The organism is Chryseobacterium sp. Y16C, from assembly GCF_022488405.1.
GTDB classification, from domain to species: Bacteria; Bacteroidota; Bacteroidia; order Flavobacteriales; family Weeksellaceae; genus Chryseobacterium; species Chryseobacterium geocarposphaerae.
Genome location: NZ_CP092711.1, coordinates 236013 through 259560, shown reverse-complemented (window position 1 = coordinate 259560; position 23548 = coordinate 236013). Strand labels below are relative to the sequence as shown.

General features: G+C 39.3%; 13 protein-coding genes. All 13 read right to left on the bottom strand.

From position 1 onward, the window contains the following. Positions 1–156: 156 nt before the first annotated feature. The 13 genes from MKS83_RS01100 to MKS83_RS01040 all read right to left on the bottom strand — a co-directional run bounded on the left by MKS83_RS01100 (position 157) and on the right by MKS83_RS01040 (position 23535). Positions 157–1563 carry a glycoside hydrolase family 43 protein gene (locus MKS83_RS01100; protein ID WP_240581600.1) on the bottom strand — a complete coding sequence of 469 codons (1407 nt, stop codon included), beginning with the start codon at positions 1561–1563 and terminating at the stop codon, positions 157–159. A gap of 7 nt (positions 1564–1570) precedes the next feature. Next, a complete protein-coding gene (locus MKS83_RS01095; RefSeq protein WP_240581599.1) occupies positions 1571–3589 on the bottom strand; it encodes an NPCBM/NEW2 domain-containing protein in 2019 nt (672 codons plus the stop codon). 123 nt (positions 3590–3712) lie between these two features. After that, positions 3713–5086 carry a glycoside hydrolase family 43 protein gene (locus tag MKS83_RS01090; protein ID WP_240581598.1) on the bottom strand — a complete coding sequence of 458 codons (1374 nt, stop codon included), beginning with the start codon at positions 5084–5086 and terminating at the stop codon, positions 3713–3715. 15 nt (positions 5087–5101) lie between these two features. Beyond that, complete coding sequence (locus MKS83_RS01085) at positions 5102–7546, bottom strand: TIM-barrel domain-containing protein (protein WP_240581597.1); 2445 nt, start codon at positions 7544–7546, stop codon at positions 5102–5104. Positions 7547–7595: 49 nt separating this feature from the next. Then, the gene (locus MKS83_RS01080; RefSeq protein ID WP_240581596.1) at positions 7596–9524 is read right to left on the bottom strand and encodes an alpha/beta hydrolase-fold protein; all 1929 of its coding nucleotides are present in this window, start codon (positions 9522–9524) and stop codon (positions 7596–7598) included. Positions 9525–9833: 309 nt separating this feature from the next. After that, a complete protein-coding gene (locus MKS83_RS01075; protein ID WP_240581595.1) occupies positions 9834–11447 on the bottom strand; it encodes a glycoside hydrolase 43 family protein in 1614 nt (537 codons plus the stop codon). A gap of 117 nt (positions 11448–11564) precedes the next feature. Continuing rightward, a complete protein-coding gene (locus MKS83_RS01070; RefSeq protein ID WP_240581594.1) occupies positions 11565–13283 on the bottom strand; it encodes a glycoside hydrolase family 43 protein in 1719 nt (572 codons plus the stop codon). A gap of 157 nt (positions 13284–13440) precedes the next feature. Beyond that, on the bottom strand, positions 13441–14256 hold the full coding sequence (locus MKS83_RS01065) for an SDR family oxidoreductase (RefSeq protein ID WP_240581593.1): 816 nt from the start codon (positions 14254–14256) through the stop codon (positions 13441–13443). Between the two features lie 123 nt (positions 14257–14379). After that, positions 14380–15558: a mannonate dehydratase gene (gene uxuA / locus MKS83_RS01060; RefSeq protein ID WP_240581592.1), complete on the bottom strand. Its 1179-nt coding sequence runs from the start codon at positions 15556–15558 to the stop codon at positions 14380–14382. Between the two features lie 85 nt (positions 15559–15643). After that, positions 15644–17599: a RagB/SusD family nutrient uptake outer membrane protein gene (locus MKS83_RS01055; RefSeq protein WP_240581591.1), complete on the bottom strand. Its 1956-nt coding sequence runs from the start codon at positions 17597–17599 to the stop codon at positions 15644–15646. Positions 17600–17611: 12 nt separating this feature from the next. Beyond that, complete coding sequence (locus tag MKS83_RS01050) at positions 17612–20521, bottom strand: SusC/RagA family TonB-linked outer membrane protein (RefSeq protein WP_240581590.1); 2910 nt, start codon at positions 20519–20521, stop codon at positions 17612–17614. Positions 20522–20615: 94 nt separating this feature from the next. After that, positions 20616–21944, bottom strand: a complete 1329-nt coding sequence (xylA, locus tag MKS83_RS01045) for a xylose isomerase (protein ID WP_240581589.1) — start codon at positions 21942–21944, stop codon at positions 20616–20618. Between the two features lie 106 nt (positions 21945–22050). Beyond that, positions 22051–23535 carry a xylulokinase gene (locus MKS83_RS01040; RefSeq protein WP_240581588.1) on the bottom strand — a complete coding sequence of 495 codons (1485 nt, stop codon included), beginning with the start codon at positions 23533–23535 and terminating at the stop codon, positions 22051–22053. Positions 23536–23548 lie beyond the last annotated feature (13 nt).

Sequence of the window (23548 nt, the reverse complement as noted above, 5' to 3'; positions counted from 1 at the left end):
TAAATATTTTTTTTAGTCTCAAAAAGCCGCTAACGCTTGTGTAAGCTGTATAATTGGGTGAATCCAGTTTTTATATTGTTATACAGAACATTTTAACCACCCCGTCAAAAATTCTTTGAATTTTTGCCACCCCTCCAGAGGAGGGGAATTTTTATCTTATTTCTTTTTAAAACTCCAGTGGTCAAAATTGAAAAGCACTCTTCCGGCTGTAATGTTTTTACCTTTAAAAACGAAATAAACATCGTGAACGCCGGAAACCGGTTCTAAAATTTTTGATGTTAAGGTTTTAAATTCTTCCCAACCTCCGGTTCTAGGAACTTCAATCTCAGCAATTTTATTTCCGTCCAATTTATCTAATCTGACTTCTAAAATTCCTCCGTCAACACCTGCGGCAATTGAGGCTGAAAATTCAGAGGCGCCTTTTTCAAAATCTACCGAACGAACTTTGATATAACCTCCCACTCTGGCATCGGAAACATAAACTCCTGTCTTTTTGTTTTCGGAAGTGCTGCATTTCTCTGACCAGGCTATTGTTTCCGCTTCGTTTCTTTTGTAGGGATTGAGTGTTGCAACGGGATTTACGCCCTCTTTGGTCATTGCAATTTTTGGAATGCTGCCATCCTGATTGTATTTGAATTCTTCAATAGAAGTTGACCTTCCGTAACTTCCTGCGCCGGGCAATAATCCTGTGTGATAGAACAGGTAGGATTTCCCTTTAAAATCGATAATTCCGCCATGGTTGGTAAAACTGTTGGTCGGTTGACCGGTCATTATTTTTCCCTGATATTTCCACGGTCCGGTCGGTGAATCGCTTATGGAATAAGACAGACATTCGGTTCGATCGGTCATTCCGGCGTACATCATATAATATTGCTTGTTGCGTTTGTAGAACCAAGGTCCTTCCACAAAAACATCTTTAAACTGTTCCTGTTTCTGCAAAACCTCATCACTTCTTCCGGGACGTCTTAATCCTCCAAAAGCTTCCGCCGACTGTGGAATTTCGGTGATTTTTCCATCATAGGAAACCATATCTTTGTTGAGCTTCACGTAAAATAATTTGCTGTTCCCCCAATACAAATAGGCTTGTCCGTCATCATCAATAAAAACCGTCGGGTCGATATTATCCCAGGTTCCTGTTGTCACCAATGGTTTTCCGAGTGCATCTTTAAAAGGACCTGTCGGACTGTCGGATACAGCAACACCAATTGCCATATTATTATCAACGGTCTGAACGCAGATATACCAATAGAATTTGCCATTACGTTCAATACATTGTGCTGCCCAGGCTCTGTCACGGGCCCAACTGAAAGATTCCAGTGACAATGGAGAACCGTGGTCGGTCCAGTTGACCATATCATCAGAAGAATATACTCTCCATTTCGTCATATAATAAAAATCATAGCCGGGAATATCGTCTCCGGTATAGACATACATCTTATTTTTGTACACCATCGGTGCAGGATCTGGTGTAAAATGAGTCTGGATTACGGGATTTTGGGCAGAAATACAAATTCCTGCCAGTAAAAATGATAATACGATATATTTTGATTTTAATTGAATCATATTTAAATTATTTTGATGAAATAAATTTGTAATAAGCCACACCGTGCGCCGGAATATCCAGTGATAATGTCTGATTTGATGTATTGATTTTTGCAATGTCCTTCTGTCTCCAGATATCTCTTACGGTTTGACGACCAGAAATCCCGAGCTGCCTGAAATCTTTGTAAGATATATCCACTTTTTCCCTTCCGAAATTGGCAAAAGCCACTGCTTTTCCGCCATCTTCAAGGTCTTTTTCATAAATTTTCAATTCGCCAATTGTTTGAAGACAAACGCCCTGTTTTCCCAGAGCATCCTGATTTACGGCAATGACCTCATCATTCGTTAAAAGATTTAAAGTAAAATCATCCAGTTTCTCTAGGTCGCAGCCAATCAGTAATGGTGCAGAAAAAATGCTCCAAAGACTGATATGTAAATATTGTTCGTCCGGTTTCAATCGGCTCTGATGTGGATTTCCCCAACCTACGACGCCTACTACCAACATATCCGGGTCATTCCAGTTGCCGGGTTTTGCGTAGGGAGCTGCTTTGTCCTGCGCCAAAGCAATACTTTTGACACTAGCCCAAGTATCAGTAATGTCATTGGTGGTCCGCCAGGATTGTGCATCGGCGTCATTTCCCCATTGCCAGACCTCTCCCATCCCATATTGACAAAGATTATACACAATATCACGAGGCTGATTTTTTAATAAATCTCCCATTAATTTGAATGGTTTCACACCTTTATCCAAATCTCCTCCACCCTGAAAATTGAGGGAAGAAACTTTGTTTGGATCATTATTTGGCAAACCGTCAATCACGCCGCCGTAACTGCACCAATCGTATTTCAGATAATCAATTCCCCATTTGGCGTAGCTTTCGGCATCCTGTTTTTCGTAACCGTAGCTTCCTGCGCAGCCGCCACACGTCCAAGGTCCGGGAGAAGAATATATCCCCGCTTTTAAACCTTTTGAATGAAAGTAATCAGTTAATTCCTTCATATCCGGAAATTTTGAATTGGTCAGAATATAACCGTTTTCATCACGCATTTTCTCTTTGAAAGACGGGTCTTTTCCGTCTCTGTTAAATTGCCACGAATCATCGATATTGATGTGATTCCAGCCGTGGTTTATAAGCCCTGTTTTAACCAAAGCATCGGCAGCCCGTTTTACTTTATCGGCGGAAACTTCGTGTCCGAAACAGTTCCAGCTATTCCATCCCATCGTTGGTGTCAAAGCTATTTTATCTCCGCTTTCTATTCTTAATTTTTTTGAGGCTGAACCTTTAGCATTTTTAGCGGATAAAAGAACTTCATAAATTCCTTTCGTATCTATTTTTCCGGTGATAATTCCGGTCTGTGAATCTATGGTTAAACCTTTCGGAAGATTTTTCGCCGTAAAAGCCATCGGTCTGTCACCTGTTGCTGCAACCCTGAACAAAAAAGGTGAGCCGGGACGAACGCCATAAACACCTGCTGAATTAATTTTTGGAGTTGCCGCAGGTTTTGGTGTCAAAATATAAGGAACTGATGAAATAGGATTAAATGTTATCAGTCTTGCACCTTCTGCTGTTTCAAATTTGGCATCTGCCCAATCGGCGTGGTCATAATACGGTCCGTTTCCGCCGTCTGTTACGACTAATTCTACTTGTTGTACACCTTTCATCGAAACGGAAACAGGCTTTGCTTTATCGCCTAATTTCATTATTCCGCTGGACCATAGTTTTTTGTTATCGCCATAAATTTCAAATTCAACTGCGGGATTTTGATTTTTCATTTCGTCATCCAATCCTACTAAAGCTGAAAAGCTTTTTGCTTTACCATTTAATTTAATCAACAAAGAACTTTCGGCGTGTGTTCCGAAGCCTCTTTTGAAAACATCGCCGGCAATGGTTATAGGTTTTCCGTCCACCGAAGTATTGATGCCCGGTTTTCCGTGCCCCTGTGTTGCTACGTTTAAATCCAACTGGTCCAGCCAAACGGTTGACTGAGCATTTAAATAGCATCCGGCAATGAGAAAGCTGAGAACAAAAAGTTTAAATCTGAACATTTTTAAAATCTTAATTAATATAACTCATAAAAAAATTAAGTTTTGGCTAAAGCCAACCGTATTCTACTTTATTAAATGGGCTAAAGCCCATTCCTATTGATGGAAATTCAGCTTCAATCCAACTTAATCTGCACTGAATTTCCACCAATCGAAATAGAAAAGGTCTTTTTCCCCTTTGAAAACAAAGTACAAATCGTGGATACCTTTAATATTTTTTAACGGAGTGGTGATGGTTTTAAAAATATCGCCTTCCGCTTTTCCGGTGACTTTTACAGTTTCCAAAAGTTGTCCATCCGAAGAATCTGTATGGATTTCTATCGTTCCGCCATTCATTGAAGCTACTGAAACCTCAACCGACTTTATTCCTTTGGAAAAATCCACACCCTGAACTTTCAGATAATCTCCATTATTGATGGATGAAACGACCATTCTGTCGGTAATTTTCTTGCCTGTATCGTAGGGATTATTTCTTTCCCATTCGGTCATTTTTTCGGTTTTCAAACCTTCACTGAAAGCGATGGTTTCCGCTTCTATTTTATTGTACGGATTGAGCGTTGCAATTCTTTTTACGCCTTCAGGATTCCAAAAAGGTAGCTTCTGAATCGTTCCGTCGGCATTGTATTTCATTTCGCTTAGGCAAACAGATCGACGTTCGTAATGTTTGCTCATTGTCTGTTTCCCGATATTGTAATTAAATCCGAAAACATAAGATTTTCCTTTATAATCAATGATTCCGGGATGATTTCCGTTGGAACGCTTGTCGCTGTCCATGATCATTCCTTTATGTTCCCAAGGTCCTGTCGGCGAATTGCTCATTGCATAGCCCATTCCTTCAGGGCAGCAAGTAGAAGCATAAGCCAGATAATAATGTCCGTTTTTTTTCCAGACCCAAGGTCCTTCCTGATAATGAAACGGGTCCGGCGAACCTTTGACTTTCGCAATGGACGGGTCTTTTACGACATCGCCATTTACAGAAATCATATCTTCATTGAGTTTCACATACCAAAGATTCGGGTTTCCCCAATAAAGATAGGCTTGCCCGTCATCATCAATCAAAACGGTCGGGTCTATATCATCGGAAGAATTTTTCACTAAAGGTTTTCCAATCGGATCTTTGAAAGGACCATACGGACTGTCAGCTACCAAGACGCCGATTCCTCTCTGTCCCGGCATCGGACAGTACATATAAAATTTACCATTTCTTTCGATAACCTGAGGTGCCCAAGCTCCATTTTCCGGATCAGTCCATTTGAAATCTTTCAGGGAAGCAACCACGCCATGATCTGTCCAATTAACCATATCTGTGGAAGTGTATAGTAACCAGTCTTTCATTTTGAATCCGAAAGCATCGTCTTCATCGTGGCTTGTGTAAAGAAAAACCGTGTCTTTGTAAACCATCGGTGCAGGATCCGCTGTAAATTTCGTCTGGATAATTGGATTTTGAGCGAAGGAAAGCTGAAAAAATCCTAAAACTGTTATTAAACTTAAAAATTTCATATTAATATTTTAAGATTATTTAAAATTTACATTCACTTTCTTTCCTAAATAATTCACCGATTTCTTTTGACCATCAGGAAGAATTACCGTAAAGTTTCGTTTATCAATCATACCTTTAAAATTTCCTTTTCGGGGATCTATCGTTAAGGTTTTTGAATTTTCGTTCCAATGGAAAGGGATTTCAGAATAATCGCCTTTTTCGTAATTGTAATTATCAAATTCATCTTCATACAACACAAAATCTGCATCTTTCCCCGGATAAATTTTTATCGTGAGATTATCCCATTTTTTCTCGGTTGCGTATTGTACATCAGGACCAAACGGAATGATGCTTCCCGCTTTTACATATAATGGAATGCTTTGAAGATTAACGGATTTTTCAATTTCCCGACCGCCTTTGTATTTTTCATTCGTCCAGAAATCAAACCAGTCTGAACCTGCCGGAAGATAAACTTTTGTGTTTTTATTTTGTGTAAAATCTATATTGGAAAGCGAATTTTCTTTTTTGCTGGCATCGGTTTTATTCCAGCCTTCATTTTCGTCTGTTTTTACGATTTTTTCTGGTGTGTATTGAGGATTGAGAATTGGTGCTACTAAGAATGATTTTCCGAACAGATATTCATTATTTATATCCCAAGCTTTTTTGTCTGATGAAAAATCCATCGAAAGCGCTCTCAAAAAACTGGAATTATTTTTAGAAACATCCCACGAGGTCGAATAAATGTACGGCAACATATTGTAACGCAACCTGATGAATTTCTCGATAATATCATAAACCACATCACCTTTTTTCCCGAATTGATATATTTCCCTGGGAACATCGGTTCCGTGGGAACGCATCATTGGCGTGAAAGTTCCGTATTGCAGCCAACGAACGTACAATTCCTGAAACATCGGATTGTTGGCGCCTCCGTTTCTTTTATAAACACCGGCAAAGAAACCGCCGATATCAGAGTTGAAATTCGGATTTCCAGTCAGGCTGAAATTTAAACCTGCCGGAACCTGATTGCGCAAAGATTCCCACGAAGAGTTCACATCTCCCGACCACGTATTAGCTGCGTATCTTTGCTGTCCTGCAAAAGCCGAACGCGTCAAAATAAAAACCCTTTTATCACTCGTAGTTTCACGCTGATGGTCGTAAACGCCACCAACCGTCATCAGCGGATACGCATTTCTCACTTTCCGGAATGAGCCGAGGTACGTTTTGGTGTCCAAATCTTCCGGTTTTTGGCTGAGATGATCCGGTTCCGTAGAATCCATCCACCAGGTATCGACACCAAGACTGAAAACACCTTTGTTTAAATATTTCCAGTAAATATTTCTAGCTTCGGGATTGTAAGCATCGTAAACACGGACTCCGGAAGGATAATTCATATCGGGTGGCCAGACTTCTCTACCAGATTCCGGCCAGGTTTTGAAATTGAACAACATTCCTTTTTTATCCATTTCACGATACGGATTCGTCATCGGGCCAAAAGACGACCAGATGGAAACCGATAGATGAGCGTTCATATCGTGAATATCCTGTATCATTTTTTTGGCATCGGGAAAATCAGGGCTGATGAAATCCATCGCATTCCACTGATAATTGTTACCCCAATATTGCCAATCTTGGATAATTCCGTCTAAAGGAACTTTTAAATCACGGTATTTTTTAACAACCTCCAAAAGTTCATCCTGACTTTTATAGCGTTCTTTGCTCTGCCAGTAACCATAAGTCCAGAGCGGAATCATCGGAACTTTTCCAGTCAGATTTCGCATTCCGGCAACTACGCCATCCGCATTTTTTCCGTAGATAAAATAATAATCCACCCCTTCCCCAACTTCCGATGAGAATGATGTTTTGTCCGGTTTATCAGTAAATTGTGTCGGAGAATAATTATCCCAAAAAACGCCATAACCTTTTACAGACTGAAAAAACGGTACAAAATCCCAAGTGTTATTCTGAATCATTTTCACATCCGTATTTCGCTGTGACATTTTACCATTCTGCAAAATTCCTAAGCCATAAATAGGTTCGTCTTTTTCCAGTTGAAATGATTGATACACAGAATAAGTTTGATTTCCTGCATCATTAAAAGGTTTGAAATCGCTTCCGGTTTCTTTCAACAATTCTTTTCCTGAAGTTGATTTGTAAGTAATCGTGCCATTTTTAGCATCAATGAAAATATTTAAATCATTTGTTTTTAATGAAATAACATGATTGTTTTCTGAAACTGAAAATTTGGTTTTCTGTTCCTGTTTAATGACCGATAAGCTATTTTTAACAAATGATTTTTCGGCGGGATATTTAATAATTCTAATCGTATTTTCTCCATAAAATTTTACTTCAACATTCATATTATCATTAGAAAACTTCAATCCCGAATCTGTCTTCTGATAAGATTGCGCCGTGATATTTCCCGACACGATAACAACCGTGATAATGAGTGCTTTTATTTTTATTTTGTTGAAATTCATTGTATAGGAATTTTGGAGTAGAACATTAACAGTCTGTTTGGATTACATTTTAATTTTTAAAAAGCTCCTGTGCAAACTGATGCAAACTGTCTCTCCAAACCGGCCAGCTGTGACCTCCCGGATAATCTGTGTAAGAATATTTAATTCCGATTTTATCCAGTTCTTTCAGCATTTTCTGACCGTTTTCGTAAGCGATATCGTCTTTTCCGCCCATTGAAATCCAGAAATTTTTGACATTGGATGAAAAGGCAGATTTATTTTCATTTAAAAATTTGTACTGTTTATCGGCAACGTCCTGAAGCATCGGCAACATATATCCAGAACTGAAAACACCCAAGCTTGAGAACGTATCAGAATTCTGAATTCCGGCATACAAAGTATAAATCCCACCCATTGAAAGTCCGGCCAAAGCACGGTTTTCTTTACCTTTTTTAATTCTGTAATTGGATTCAGCAAATGGGATGATGGATTCTTTCAGTTCTCTTTCAAACATCTGAAGATTGCGCTCACCAAAGTTTCGGATTCCGCCTTGTCCGATATTGGCATCCGGCATAATGATAACCATCTTTTTAGCTTTCCCTTTCGCAATCAGATTATCCAAAATCAAATTGGTTTTACCCTGATTCGCCCAACCGCTTTCATCTTCACCACCACCGTGTAAAATATACAGTGCCGGATAAGATTCAGAAGAATTTTGGTCGTAACCCGGTGGCGTATAAATGAAAACTCTTCTCCAAGAATTGGTCACTTTGGAATAGAAATTTTTGATGCGAATATCACCGTGCGGAACGTCTTTTAAAGCATAAAAATCATCGCCATCAAAAGGAATATTGATTCCGCTGGCGTATCTTCCCATTCCATAGAATGTTTCGCTGGACGGGTCTGCAACTGCAACGCCATCAATCAGCAAAGAATAATAGTGGAAACTTCCGCTCTGTGCATCCGTCGTTCCTGTCCAGAAGCCATCTGCGTCTTTTTTGAGGTCATATTTTTTTCCTAAATCGATTTGAACTTTTTGCGCTTCCGGAGCTTTTACCTTGAACATTACTCTTCCATCGGGAAGGATTTGAGGATACTGCGCATTCCTGATATTGGTTGCTGCAGGCGTTCCCAAAACGGTAAATCCATCAAATTTAGTTTTATCAACAGGTTTAAATAATAATTGTGAAAAGATATATAAATCATTTTTCCAAACCTTGAAATCGTGACCGCCCGGTTCGATGTAAAAAATATGCGGGATTTTATTTTTTTTCAGATAATCACTGGTTCTTTTGCTGAAAGGCATCAATCCGTCTGCATCGCCGCAGGAAATAAAAATGAGCTTCAGCTTCAACGCATCTTGCGGATTGGGTAAAAGCTGAGTCGGTTCTTTCGTGTTGGGTGCTGAAGAAAATGCACCCAGCCAGGCAAATTTATCGATGTTGCCGAAAGCAAAATTCTGTGTTTGTCCGCCTCCCATCGACAAACCCGCTAAAGCCCGGTTTTCACGGTCTTTTTTGACAGGATATTTTTTTTCTACAAATGGAATCAGGTCATTCAGCAAATCTTTTTCAAAAGTTGCGAAAGCTTCTACTTTATCAGGAGCCATAATATTTCCTGTTGCTCTGTCATCTTTCATTGCACGGCCATTCGGCAAAACAACAATCATCGGTTGCAGCTTTCCCTGTGCGTAGAGATTGTCCAGGATAACATTCGGTTTTCCTTGGTTAAACCATTCTTTTTCATCGCCGCCAATGCCGTGAAGAAGATAGAGAACAGGATATTTTTCCCCTTTTTTGAATCCCGGCGGTGTGTAAACCAAAGCTTTCCGTGTAGTTTCGACGGTTTTTGAAGCATATTGAATCGAATCAATTTTTCCGTGCGGAATATCTTTTCTTTCCACATCAAAACCTTGCGGCGCCTGTCTGTCAGTATTTTGCGCAGAAACACACAGACCATACAATAGAAAAGTGACAGTGAAGATCAGGGAATTTTTCATAAATTTTTATTTGTAATTTTTACACTTATTAATTTAGACAAAAAAATAAGACCGACAAGGGTTTTATCTTTTTTACATTTTTAATGTTAATTATCATTGCCGTAATTAACAGGTCGCCTCTACGAGGCTTTTGGGGTTTTAACAATTATTTGCTATTAACAGGATGCTCCTATGGAGCAATAATCCTAATTCATTTTAACAGCGAACCTTTCGCAGCCCGACCTGAGTGGAGCTCTTTTTGTGCAGCGTAGCGGAACAAAAAAGCGGGAACGGAGGGCGGATAAAGCTGCCCAAATTATTCAACTCTAATTATTCCGAACTTTTATTCACTCTGAAAAAATCAACATCTACAAAACCTCCCAGATTTTTGGTAGCATAATTGAAAATCGCAAACTTTGAACCCATAAAAAATCTCCGGTAATCGAAAATCATTTTATAATCTTTTGCCATTTCGGTCCAGTTTTTCTGGTCTGTGCTGTAATAAAAATCGGCCAAATCTTTTCCGAGATTAAAATCGGCATCAATTTTAAAATAAACTTTGTCCGAGTTTAATGGGATTCTCTTTTTTTCATCTTTTTTAACACCTGTAACCGCCTTCGTTTTATTATCTAAACTGACTTCATTCGTTGAAAAAACAATAAACTTCTTACCATTTTCCATTACCACAGACAAAATCCCGGAATCGCCGTTGAACGCACTGAGACCTGCAACATCGCCGTCTTTCATCCCCTTCACATCCAGAGCAACAATGCCACTGGATTTCGGGCCTTCCATTCTTTGTGTCAGTGTATTTGGAGCGAGGTACAGATTATCAACGACTCTATTGGTTTTTAACCTTAAAAATCCTTTTCTTTCGGATAAAGACCAAGCTGAATTGACAGGATTATGATTCCACTGCCACTGGATTTTCATTTTTTTGTCAGAAAATTCGTCACTTTCTACCAGATGATTTTTCGGTTTAAATGGTGAAAGCGGAATTTCACCCGTCAAAGGTACTTTTCCGTTGTCACCTAAAATTGGCCAGTCATTTTCCCATTTCACAGGGAGCAAAATAGGAACCCTCCCTACTCCATTTCTGTCCTGGAAAATCAGTGAATACCAATTTCCATTTTTATCATCAATCAAAGCACCTTGTCCGGCGTAGGAAAATCCAAGAAAATTATCTTCAAGAATGACCTTTTTCTCGTAAGGTCCGGTAACTTTATCAGCTCTGTACACTTCCTGACAACGTTTTCCGCCTCTTGGCCAGGAAATCATCATCATATAATATTTTCCGTCTTTTTTAATGATTTGGTTACCTTCCAAAAGTCCGGTTTCCGATTCATCTTTCTGAAAAACTTCCGTTCCATCCTGATTTCCGATAATGGTTTTAAAATCCGGGCTAAGCTCAAAAACTTTGTTGGAAGTGAAGACGTAAACCCGGTCATCATCGTCGAAAAGCAAAGATGCATCGTGAAAATGTCTGGTTCTCGTGATAAGCTTCCAATTGCCTTTTTCAGGATTGTCGGTGACATAAAAATAGGATTTGAAAGGCTCATCATTCGGGGAAAACAGAACGTAATATTTCCCTTTGTGATAACGGATTGAAGAAGCCCATTGTCCACGTCCGTAAACGCTTCCGTCAATCAAATCATATTTAGAATTGTCATTCAACGTATTAAAAACGTAACTTGACATTTCCCAATGGACCAAATCTCTGGAATGCATCACCGGAGCGCCCGGCATCAGGTGCATAGTGGTACTTATCAGGTAAAAATCGTCGCCATTTCTGGTGATTGATAAATCCGGTGCATCTGCCCAGATAATCGGGTTCCTGAATGCCGTTGTCCCCTGTTTTTTCACAGGATTTACCTGGGCTGAAAGAAGATTCAGCCCGATACATCCCAAAAAAGAAACTATATAAAATGGTTGATTAATTTTCACGGTTTTGATATTTTGGTTTGGTTCTTTAAAATTGTCATTCCGACGACAGGAGGAATCTTTATTTAAGTGGAGATTCTTCACTACACTTCGTTTCGGTCAGAATGACAAAGATTATCATTAATTCGGCACAATATCGTTTGACAAAGTGCTGTACAAGCCAATCAAACTTCCTGTGAAACCGCCTGCAACATCGGTTGAAAGGATATCTCCGGAAACCGAACCGCCCAAATTTTTAAAGTTTTTACCGTCTACAGAATAATTAAAACTAATGTTATCTTTCTCGCCAACAGCCTGGAATCTGATAGTCTTACCCAATGAAATTTTCTCGCTGGCAATCAGTTTTGAACTTCCTTTTTCAGTTCTTTCTAAAACAATATAGAAATCTTTATCTTTCTTCGTAATACCAAAAACGTAATTGAATGTTTCGCTTTGATACAGAGTAATTCCAGCCAATTCTTTTTCAGATTTAGGTTTAAAATCAAGTGTCACGGATGTTTCAAAATCTTCGTGCTGTAATCTGTGGAACAAAGATGAAATTGGAGCCAACGCTTTGATATTTGTCTCCATCGGGTTCACTTTAACACCCGTTTTTGTAATCGTAATGAAGTTTTCACGCGGTCCACGCATCGCAATCCAACGGAAATCGAGGTTTTTATCGGTCAGTTTATCATTATACGTGAAATTCCCATTCGGGAAGAATCCGGTTTGTCCGGTTTGATTCTGAACACCTTGTGGCATTTTCAACTTCGGCTTCATCGGAACCAAACCATTTTGAAACACAGGATAAGTTCCGCTCCAATCCACCGGAAGAATGAAGGTTTCTCTACCGTGATTTACACGTCCTTTTTCGTTGGGACGAATGGCTAAAAATACGCCGTACCATTGTCCGTTCGGGCCTTCCACCAAATCGGCGTGACCTGCCCAATCTACTTTTTCTTTTCTGTCTCTCGGAAAATATCTTTGCGTAAGAATTGGATTATTCTTAGCGGGAACAAATGGTCCTTTCGGAGAATCTGCCATAAAAATAACTTCGCTGTGGTTACCTCCGGTTCCGCCTTCCGCACACATCAGGTAATATTTTCCTTTGTACTTGTACAAATGCGGGCCTTCAATCCAAATTGGTTTTTGAGAAAGATCCACTCCACCGTTTACGATAATTCTGTCTGAACCTGCGACAACCTGGTCTTTTTCCAAATCGTAGTCCCACATTTTGATGACGCGGTGACCCTGATACTGCTCGGTTCCTTTTGGTGGAGCGTCGTTGTGAACTATGTAAGCTTTTCCGTCATCATCGAAGAAGATGGCAGGATCAATACCGTCAAAATTCAGCTTTTGAACTTCACTCCAGCCTTTTGCCGGGTCTTTGGTTTTCACGACCATATTTCCGACTCCGCCCGCGATTTGTGTGGTAATCATATAAAAAGTGTCGTTGTACTTGTTGTATTTGATATCCGGTGCGTAAATTCCCTGAGAAACGCCACCTTTTTCTACTTTAAGTTGTGAAGGTCTGTCGAGAACGTGCCCAACCTGCTTCCAATTCACCAAATCTTTGGAAGTGAAAATCGGAACACCAGGAAACATTGAGAAAGAAGAGTTTACCAGATAATAATCATCTCCTTTTTTGGTGATGCTCGGGTCGGGATAACAGCCCTGGAGAATCGGAGAATAGAATTCGTCCGGCTTCAGAGGATTGTCGTTGTATATTTTGTCGTTTCCTTTATATTGAAAATCGGTGAATGTCTGGGCTGAAATATTGCTTACAGAAAGTAGAGCTGCTGCTGCAATAATGCCGTTTTTATGTGCTGAAAAAATCGATTGCATTAGTCTCTGTTTCATTATTATATTTTTTAGATTTATTATTAGTTTTAATTAGTACTGTTTCGCTAAAATATGCTTATATGTGTCTTCTTAGCTATTTATTAGAAAATTTAGAAAAAGACCTTAACCTAATAATAAATTAAGGCCTAAAGTATATGAAGAAAATAATTACAAATTATACTCCGCTGAAAGCACTAAAACCACCATCAACAGGTATTAGAGCTCCCGTAATGAAACTTGCGGCATCTGAACAGAGAAACTGTACAGTTCCATTGAGTTCCTCCACCTCTCCGAATCTTTGCATTGGTGTTTTAGCCATTACTTTTTTGCTTCTATCTGTTAAAGAACCGTCTGGATTCAGTAAAATAGCACGGTTCTGCTCTCCGATGAAAAACCCGGGAGCCACTGCGTTTACACGAATTTTATCCCCGAATTTTAAAGCCAAATCGGAAGCCAGCCATTGTGTAAAATTGGTAATTGCTGATTTCGCCGCCGAATATCCTGCCACTCTCGTAATCGCCGAATAAGCTGCCATTGAAGAAATATTGATGATACTTCCACTTTTTTGTTCTGCCATTACTCTTCCGAAAACATAGCTTGGATAAACGGTTCCATTTATATTAAGATCGGTTACCTCATCCCATCCGCTGATGTTCATATCGAAAAATGATTGTTCAGGAGATAATGTTGCTGAAGGGATGTTTCCTCCGGCAATGTTCAGCAAAATATCTATTTTACCATATTTTTCAATGATTTTCTTTGATGCGTTTTCGAGGCTTTCGATGTTCATTACATTAGCTTCAACGGCAAATGCATCACCACCCGAATCTGTAAGTTCCTTTACACGGGAATCAAGCGTTTCCTGATTTCTTCCCAAAGCCACTACTTTTGCTCCCGCTTCGATAAAACTTTTGGCAAGGCTTCCTCCCAAAACGCCGGAAGCTCCTGTGATGACCGCTACTTTATCTTTTATGCTGAATATTTCGTTCATTATGATATTGATGATAATTGATGGTTGATAAATGATATTGAACCCTTCGGGTTCGTTGGAAATTGTCTTCCATTTTTTCCATAAGTTTTACCTACGGCTATTATAATAAACCCTTCGGTTTTTTTAAAGTTTTTTGGACATTTCGTTTTGTACGGTTGCCATTACCCCTTCAATCTGTCCTAAAGCCAACATTCTTCCTAAGAAAGAATAGCCGGGATTATAACCTTTATCAATATCTTCCGATAATAATCTTCCGTGGTCGATCCTCATTGGCAAATCCGGATTTTCTTTTTCAAAAACCCTGATTACGTCGATTAATTTTCCTCTTCCCCCTAAATGATGCGCTTCGATGAAGTCTCCGTTTTCAAAAACATTGGTGCTTCTCAAATGAACAAACTTTGTTCTGTGGGCAAATTTCTGAGCCAGTTTCGGAACGTCATTCTGAAGATTGGCACTCAAAGAACCTGCGCAGAAAGTCAATCCATTGTGAGGATTGTCGACCGCATTAAGGAACCAATCGATATCTTCTTCGTTGGTTACAATTCTTGGCAGACCTAATAAGGCGAAAGGAGGATCATCCGGATGAACACACATTTGGATATTCCATTCTTCGCAGACAGGCATTATTTTTTCAAGGAAATATTTTAGGTTTTCCCGAAGCTGGTTTTTATCAATTCCATCATATAAAGCCAATAAATTATTGAACTTTTCTACCGGATTTAGATCGCCCTCTTTGATATTTCCATTAACGAACCCTTGTGTTTTTACAATAACCGAATCTATAAGATCATCGTTATCTTTTTCTGTAAGTGTTCTTTTTAATTCTTCAACTTTTTGCAGAATCTCAGGACTATAATCATTTTCTGCTCCTTCTCTTTTTAAAATATGAATCTCAAAATAGGCAAATCTTGCTTTATCAAAATACAATGACGACGAACCATCTTCCCATTCGTGGAAAAGATCTGTTCTTGCCCAGTCTAAAACCGGCATAAAGTTGTAACAAACGGTATTTACGCCTGCTTTTCCTAAGTTTTCGAGACTTTTGATATAATTTTCTATCAAAAAATCACGGTCTTCACCTCCATATTTGATGGCTTCGCTTACCGGAAGACTCTCCACAACAGACCAGCGAAGACCGTGACTTTCTATATAATTTTTGTAATCGTTAATAGCCTCTAAGCTCCAGATTTCTCCGTTAGGAGCATCGTGCAACGCTGAAACAATCCCTTCCACACCGATTTGTCGAAGTGTCTGTAATTTAATTTTATCGTTCTTCCCAAACCAACGCCATGTTTTTTCCATACCATTTAAATTTTAAATTAAAAACAAGGCAGATATTTTAGGATCTGCCCTGTAAACTATATATGAATGTGAAACTAACTAATTTTTAGTAACCAGGATTCTGGTATTTTGCTTTTATATCTGCCGAAACTTCCATATTATCTAATTGATTTTGAGGAATTGGTCTCAGATAGTGAAAAGGTTTTATCGTTCTCGTTACTGTTTGAGGGGTATGATCTCCGTAAGATGCACCTCCGATCTGATACGTTCCGGCATATTGTTCCCATTTCTGAGTACGAACCAAATCATACCATCTGTAGAATTCTCCGTAATATTCACGGGATCTTTCTGCAAGAATATAGTCAATTGTAATTGTGGATGGAGTTGCAGCAACCATTGCAGCACTGTTATCTGCTACATAAGCGGTATTCTGAGCATTATTAAATTTCCATTTTCCTGCACGGGCACGGATCACATTCAGAAGATCTCTTGCCGTCATCGCTCCTGAAGCCCCTTTTACCGCCGCTTCTGCTGCAATAAAGTAGAATTCTGAGAATTTCGCTACACTGAACGGACGTGTAAGACCTGCATTAGGATATCCTAAGCCATTAGGATCATCGGTACGGTATGTTCCTATTTTCCAAAGACCAGGATAGACAATTCTGTTGATTCCGTTAGGAGCAATTACCCAATCTGCTCTCCCGGACAATGTTCCTGCTCCTACTCCACTTTGCCCTGATCCTGAAGGATAAGTCGGTGTTTGAGAATCATCATTCAAGAAACTTAAGATAGCTCCTCCAGGCTGCACAGGTAAATTATTCGCATTATATAAAACAGGAACAGTCATAAGTCCGGTTCCGTTCTTATTCCAATTTCCTCTGTAAGTGGTAACAAAAGTTCCGTCATAACGGGAGTCATTAGTTTTATCTGCAAATGTATTTTTAATAACTCCAAGTGTAGGGCACATACGTACCCAAGGTCTACCCAAGGATTGTGCAGCCTCACGCTGAATAGAACTTACAATGTCCGTAGGCGCCCATGCTGTTGTTTTACTGCTTTTAATCGCTGTATAATTCCAAGTCTGCATCCATGCTGCAAAATTATCCGGAGCCCAACCAGAACCAAACCCTACAGGATCACTTTCATTATAATAGCTGCTGGATGAAGTATGATCCGCATAAAGCATACATTCATTGTTTCTGTCATTAGCACCTACGTTTACATCATAAAAAGTCGGCTGCAGGCCATAAGTTCCAGGATTGTTGATACCTTCCATAGCTATATCATATGCCTGCTGAAAATACCACTGTGCATTGTGACCATCAGGATCATTTCTTGAAGCTTCAGGATAAGTAGGTATACCATTAGGATTTTGTAACCACCACCCATAGGTAAGGTATGCTTTAGCCAAGAATAATCTTGCTACATTTTTTGTTACACCACCTGTTACACGAGGAGTAGTAGGTAAATTATCTACAGCTTTTTTAAGGTCAGGAAAAATAGCTTTCGTATATACTTCCGGAACAGTATTTCTTGTAGAAGTTGCTACCGGGTCAGTATTAAATTTTAATTCTCCGGATCCTAAATCTAAGGGAACTCCCCCATATGTCTGAACTAACATAAAATAATCAAAGCCTCTGAAAAATCTGGCTTCTGAGATCATAGATTCCGCAAATCCAAAGCCAGGGCCTTTTTCTATGATTCCATTCGATGTATTAATATATGGAAAAACAGATCCCCAAATCATACTTGTAGGAAAAGTATTGGAATTAATATTTCCCTGTCCTGACATATCAAGTTCTTTGAAATTACCATCTGCACTTTGTGCCCAGGTAGATTCGTCGGTACCATTCTGGCAGTTACTCATAAAATAGCCATTACCGTATAATAGTCGCATTTGTCTGTATAAAGAGGTAAAACTCTGATTGATACCGTCAGGAGTACTAAAGTAATCGACAGTATAGATAGATCTTGGCTGTTCGTCAAGAATCTCATTACATCCTGTAAATGTTAATGATAGGAAGATTGCTCCCAATACCATTTTTTTGTTAAAATTTATCATGACTGTACAGTTTTAAAAAGTTAAATTAAGACCCATTAAATAATTTCTTGTGGATGGATTATTGGTTCCTATAATCAGCTGACGGGATTGATATCCACTAACTGCCTGATTTTCGTTACCAAAAGAGTTAGGTTCCGGATCCATTCCTGAGAATTTATGATAAGGCGAAAATAATACAACAGGATTAGTAACCGTAAAATAAATTCTAAAACTTGTAATTTTTAAGTCTTTTAAGAAATCTTTATTAATATTATATCCTAAAGTAATGGTACGAAGTTTAAGATAAGAAGCATCAAACATAGCCAATGTAGAAGAATACTTTGGATTATCACCACTTAAGTGACGTCCCGGACGCGGAAAGCGTGCATCTGTATTGTCTTCTGTCCAGTAATCTACATCTACGTTGTTTCCTCTCCCTGTCAATCTGTTAAGATAACTTGCTGATCCATAAAGTGAGCTGATTAAAATACCTCCATGCTGGAATGCTCCTACAGTACTTAAATCGAAATTTTTGTATGCCAAGCGAATATTAAATCCTCCCTGATATTTCGGTGCTGTATCAAAAATCTGTCTGTCATCAGCGTTGATTGCTCTTACAGGCGTTCCATCTGCATTATATCCTCCCGTGTAAAGAACTTTAATAGAACCTATCACGTCACGTGGATCGCCGGGCTCCAAAATGTTTTGGTAAGGATCTCCTGCCTGCCAAAGACCTATATACTGGTAATCATACAGAGAATTAATATTATGTCCTACGAACCAAAGGTTACTTACATCTCTGTCAATTCCTGACGCAAGTGCTAAAATCTTGTTTCTATTGGTATAAAAATTAAATCCTGCATCCAAAGAAAAACCTTCAGGATTATCAAGAATTGTTCCGTTCAAAGAGAGTTCCCATCCTTTATTTTCTGTTTCAGCAACATTTTTAGTTACGTATGCCAGAGCAGATGAAGGTGGTAGAGATTTATTGGATAAAAGATCATAAGTATGTGTCTTATAATATTCTAGACTACCTGTAAGTCGATTTTTGAACAACCCAAAGTCCACTCCATAGTTTTGTGTTTTGGAATATTCCCATCCAAGTCCAGGATTGGGAGCCTGATTTACATAAACACCTGTGCTGTTTGTACTTCCATAATTATACGGAGTAACCGTAAGTGATCCCAGTGTAGAGTAAGGTGCTACCGCTTGGTTTGAAGTCTGTCCCCATCCTGCTCTCAGCTTAAAAAGATTAAGAACTTTAATATTTTGCATGAAAGATTCATTAGTAACATTCCATCCTAATGATAATGCCGGATATGTATGCCATTTATTGCCGGGAGCAAGTCTTGAAGATCCGTCCGCACGGAGAGTTGCTGTTAACATATATTTATTATCATACGTATACATTACTCTTCCCATTGCAGAAAGCAAGCCTGTCTGTTCATATCTCTGGTCGTTAGGATTCACAGTAATATCCGCCTGAGGAGACTGTCCTAGATTATAATATTGGAAGAAATCTGCAGGAACATTCTTTGCACTCATATAGGAACTTGTGAATCTGTTACCTTCCGCAGAATACAATCCTACCGCATTCACTTTATGTTTCCCGAAAGTACGGTCATAAGTCAATAGGTTTTCTAACACCCAGTGATAAGTCTGGTTGTTTCCTCTACCGGCATTAGAAGGACCTTGTGCGTTGGTATTAAATACTCCGACTCCTGTGTAATTCCCGCTGTTTGCAGTACGGTAATCCAACCCTACATTCAGTCTGTACTTTAAGCCTGTAATAGGAAGAGCAACTTCACCGTAAAGATTGTTGTATGATGCAAAAGATTTTGTCTCATCAATATATTTATCTCCTAAACCTTCTAACGTTTTACGTGTATAAATCCATGTCTGATCAATTCCTCCTGCAGTAGTCATTACTCTTTTAAAACTTCCATCAGCATTATATGGATTAGCAATAGGAGAATAGCCTAAAACAGCTCCGGGATTTACACCATTTCCTTCAGATTTGGAATAGTTCGTATTAGTCGTAAACCCAAACTTAAAGGCTTTACCTACCTGTTGATCTATGGCCATTCTTAAAGAAAATCTTTCATAATTCTGAAGCGGGATAAGCGCATCCTGTTTAAAGTATGATAATCCCACATTATAATTTCCTCCTTCTGTTCCTCCTGAAACTCCCACATCATGGCTGGTAATCATTGCCGGCTTATAATATAAACTTTGCCAGTCGGTATTATTATTAGGAGATTCGTCTGCATTGGTCGCATATAAAGGTGAAGTGGTCGTTTGTGAACCTGTAGGCGCAGGTGTAGCATAAGCACGAAGCTTAGCAAAATTAGGACCATCCATCATAGGATATTTCGAGAATAAAGTCTGAACTCCCGTGAAAGTATTGTAGGTGAACCTCGGCTTCTGACCTTTTGCACCTCTGTTCGTCGTTACTAAAATAACTCCGTTTGCCCCTCTGGAACCATAGATCGCTGTTGCAGACGCATCTTTCAGGATATCGATGCTTTTAATATCACTTGAGCTTATATCTCCTAATGAACCCACAAAAGGAATACCATCAAGTACGATCAGCGGGTTATTATCCCCTGTCAAAGATCTCGTTCCTCTGATACGGATCTGCATGGTAGCTCCAGGCTTTGTCGAGGTTTGTGAAATATCCACACCCGCAGTTCTACCCTGTAATGCCTGAGTAATATTTGCCGAAGGTACCTCACGAAGTACGTCTCCTTTTACGGTAGCAACAGATCCTGTAACGGCTTCTTTTCTCTGCGTACCATATCCGATTACAACTACTTCTTCTATTTTTTTCTCTTTAGCAACAGTATCTTTTTTAGTCTGAGAATATGCCAAGCCGGAAGGCAATAAAGCCATCGCAAAAAAGAGGGCAGCTTTATTGGTTTTAGCTAAATAAAATCGGTTCATAATTATTATGTTTTAAATATTAGGGTTGAATAAAAAGGCTGGTAATAATTATAACTCTGAGAAATCCTTAGTGTTTAACAGCCTTTTTACATTTTTAGATATACATGTTCACAATAGCTTCAAACAATTCCTGCTTTCCGCTTTTTGGCTGTGGTTCCCCAATTTCATGAGCTATTCTCTGAAGATCTTCCAAAGTAAGCGTTCCGTCTTCAAAAGCCTTACCGTTTCCGTTGTCGAACGAAGCATAACGGTCTGTTCTTAATTTTTTATAATCTGAATTTTCAAGAATATCTGCTGCTGCTAAAAGCCCTTTTGCAAAAACATCCATTCCGGAAATATGAGAGATAAACAAATCTTCTGGATCGATAGAGTTTCTTCTGATCTTAGCATCGAAGTTTACTCCTCCATTTCCCAGACCACCAGCTGGCAAAAGTACCAACCAAGCCTGAACCATGTCATAATAATCTACCGGGAACTGGTCTGTATCCCATCCATTCTGGTAATCCCCTCTGTTCGCATCGATACTTCCTAAAAGTCCTGCGTCTACCGCTACCTGAAGTTCATGTTCGAACGTATGACCAGCAAGAGTCGCGTGGTTAACTTCAATATTTAATTTAAAATCTTTATCTAATCCGTAATGTCTTAAGAAACCGATTACCGTTTCAGAATCGTAGTCATATTGATGTTTTGTAGGCTCCATCGGTTTTGGCTCAATAAGGAAAGTTCCTTTAAAGCCTTGCTGACGGGCATAGTCTCTCGACATGGAAAGGAAACGCGCCAAATGATCTTTTTCACGCTTCATATCTGTGTTTAAAAGACTCATATATCCTTCTCTACCACCCCAGAATACATAGTTTTCACCACCAAGTGCGATAGTTGCATCGATAGAATTTTTAACCTGAGTTCCTGCGCAAGCCACCACATCAAAATTCGGGTTGGTAGAAGCTCCGTTCATGTATCTTTCGTGGGTGAAAACGTTGGCTGTTCCCCATAAAAGCTTAATTCCAGTTTCCTGCTGCTTCTGTTTTGCGTATTCTACTACAGCCTGAAGATTTTTTTCGTAATCTTTCCAGTTATCAGCAGGATCTACCAAGTCAATATCGTGGAAACAGTAGTAATTGAAGCCCATTTTAGACATAAATTCAAAACCTGCATCCATTTTATGCATGGCTCTTGTCACGGCATCATTTCCGATATCCCAAGGATGGTGAATGGTAGGTCCACCAAACGGATCGCTTCCGTTGGCACATAACGTATGCCACCAAGCCATTGCAAAACGCGTCCAGTCTTTCATAGGTTTGCCCATGACAATTCTTTCCGCATCATAATATCTGAAAGCCATTGGATTTCTGCTTTCTTTTCCTTCAAACTTGATTTTGTCGATACCTGTAAAAAACTCTTTTGTACCTGTTAAAGTGTTCATATATGTTGTTTTAATTTTAGTTTAGTGTTAAAATTGACGTAAGAATACCCAGCTCACTGATCTCAAAAGGTCAATAAGTACAATGGAAAATTCCTTTGTTGTGGGATTATACTATTTCGTTAAGATGTTGTTTCCATCTTGAATAGGCTTCCAGATATTGTTCTCGCTTTTCTAATTGGGGTTCTATGACAGCAATTCTTTCGAGAGAAGCAAAAGCTTCTTTAGAGTCTGCATAAAAACCGATTCCCATTCCGGCGGCTCTTGCAGCGCCTACCGCTCCGTCTGTATCATAAAGCTCAATAACAGCATTACTCACTCCGGCCAGTGATTTTCTGAAAATCGAACTTAAAAACATATTGGCATTTCCTGCACGAATTACTTGAATATCCATTCCGATATTTCTCATGATATTCATTCCGTATTCATAGGAGAAAACAATGCCTTCCTGCGCAGCACGTAAAATATCTCCTTTTGTATGTATATTGAAATTAATTCCGTGGATGGAACAATTCGTTTCCTTATTTTCAAGCACTCTTTCTGCTCCGTTTCCGAAAGGAATAATGCTTAAACCTTTGGCTCCGACTGGTGAAAGTGATGCTAAATCATTCATATCTCCATAAGAAGATAAAGATGTTGCGAGATTATGCTTTAACCAGGAATTTAAAATTCCCGTTCCGTTGATGCAAAGTAAAACGCCCAATCTTGTTAATTCTTCGGAATGATTTACGTGCGCAAAAGTGTTTACTCTTGATAATTTATCATATTCCAATTGGTCTAAAACACCGTAGACAACCCCTGAAGTTCCTGCAGTAGAGGCAATTTCACCCGGGTTGAAAACATTTAATGACAATGCATTATTTGGCTGGTCTCCTGCTCTGTACGAAATTGGAGTTCCTTCTTTTAAGCCTAATTCCTGGGCCGCCGCCGCAGAAACTGTCGCCTGAATTCCGAAAGTCGGGATAAGTTCAGGGAAAAAGCTCTTTGGAATTCCGTAGTAATTGATGATATCTTCTGAAATACAATTGTTTTTAAAATCCCAGAAAATCCCTTCTGATAATCCTTCAATCGTCATTCCGATTTCTCCGGAAAGTCTCATGGCGATATAATCTCCCGGAAGCATTATTTTATCAATCTTTTCAAAAATTTCCGGCTCGTTGTCTTTTACCCATGCTAATTTCGAAGCGGTAAAATTTCCCGGCGAATTCAATAAATGAGACAGACATTTTTCTTCTCCGATTTCTTTGAAGGCTTTTTCTCCATAAGGAACGGCACGGCTGTCACACCAGATGATGGAAGGTCTTAATAAATTCTGATCTTTATCCACTAAAATCAAACCGTGCATTTGCCAGGTAATCCCGATTCCTTTAATATCTTCGGGATGTATTCCCGATTCATGCATTACGGCTTCATGAGCAAGCTTCAGGTTTGTCCACCAGTCGACAGGATTCTGTTCTGCCCAACCGGGATGAACAGCAGTGATTTTCATTTCTTTTTTAGGAGAAAATTCCGATGCAATCACTTTTCCGCTGGATGCTTCAATGAGACAAACTTTCACAGACGAGCTGCCGATATCATAGCCTAGTAAATACATAATGTAGAGAGGA